Raw genomic sequence first — 1,295 nt, forward strand, 5'->3', positions numbered from 1 at the left:
TCAGACAACAATCACCCTGGGTACGCTCTCGCTCAATACAACGGGAACGATAGCCCTGAGCTCGGGAGTGTCCAATAACGGTACCTTCACGATAGCCGGAGCCAAGACGATAGATTCGATGACGGGATCAGGAGGAACAACGCTTGGAGCCAATATCCTGACGATAGGCGATGCGACGGGCAGCTCGTCAACCTACTCCGGAGTGCTTTCCGGTACAGGCGGCATCACCAAGGCCGGATCAGGCACGCTGACGCTCTCGGGAGCGAACACCTATACCGGTATCACGACAATTAATGCCGGTACGCTGAGTGTAGGAACAATGGGAGACGGAGGTGTTGCAGGAAATCTCGGTCAGGCTTCATCTGCAGCGGCAAACCTTGTGCTTGGCGGAGGAACCCTGCAATATACTGGATCAACGGCCTCTACCAATCGCGCCTTCACCCTGACTACAGGCACGTCATCAACGATTGATGTTACCGCCAATAGCCTGACGATTAGTGGTATAGGAGTCAATACCACCGGAGCCTTGACCAAATCGGGAACAGGCACGCTGACACTTGGGGCTGCAAATCTCTATACCGGCTTAACGACAGTAAGTGCAGGCACACTGGCTTATGGTGTGGCAAATGCGCTCGCAAGCGGAGGGGTGACAGTCAACGGAAGCGGAGCGGTTCTTGATATCGGGGGATATAGTGATACGGTTGGCGCAGTAACTCTGACCAATGGCTCCATAACCGGCTCCACAGGAGTATTGAGCGGCAGCAGCTACATCATCAATAATGCCTCCGGTACGGTGAACATCTCGGCAATTCTCGGAGGAGCAGGAACTCTGACGAAATCGGGAGCAGGTACGTTGACGCTCTCGGGAGCGAATCTCTATACAGGACTTACCACTGTCAGTGGCGGTACGCTGGCGTACGGCATAACCAATGCGCTTGCAAGCGGAGCGGTGACGGTAAGTGGCGGCGGAACGTTGAACCTCGATACGTATTCTGACAGCGTTGGTGCCGTGACGTTGACAGACGGAAGTATAATCGGTTCAGGTGTGTTAACAAGTACATCAGGGTTTACGGTGTCGAATGGTACAGTCAGTGCTGTTCTTGGCGGTGCAGTCACCATGACAAAAACAGGAACAGGCACAGTTACGCTGTCGGGAGCGAACAGTTATACCGGAGCGACGAGCGTGAGTGGCGGCACCCTGAAGGCGGGAGTAGCCTCGGTAGCCAATACGAGCGGAGCATTCGGAAATAACTCGGCCATAACACTCTCCAATACGGCGGGAGTTGTGCTTGATA

Annotated in this window: 1 protein-coding gene; it reads left to right on the forward strand. The window is 54.5% G+C overall.

What is annotated here, in order from left to right; genetic code table 11:
* Nucleotides 1–1,295, forward strand: a 1,295-nt coding sequence (locus G9409_RS11945) for a beta strand repeat-containing protein (protein WP_208019736.1), incomplete at both ends; no start/stop codon positions are given.

The organism is Candidatus Chlorobium masyuteum, from assembly GCF_011601315.1.
GTDB lineage: Bacteria > Bacteroidota > Chlorobiia > Chlorobiales > Chlorobiaceae > Chlorobium > Chlorobium masyuteum.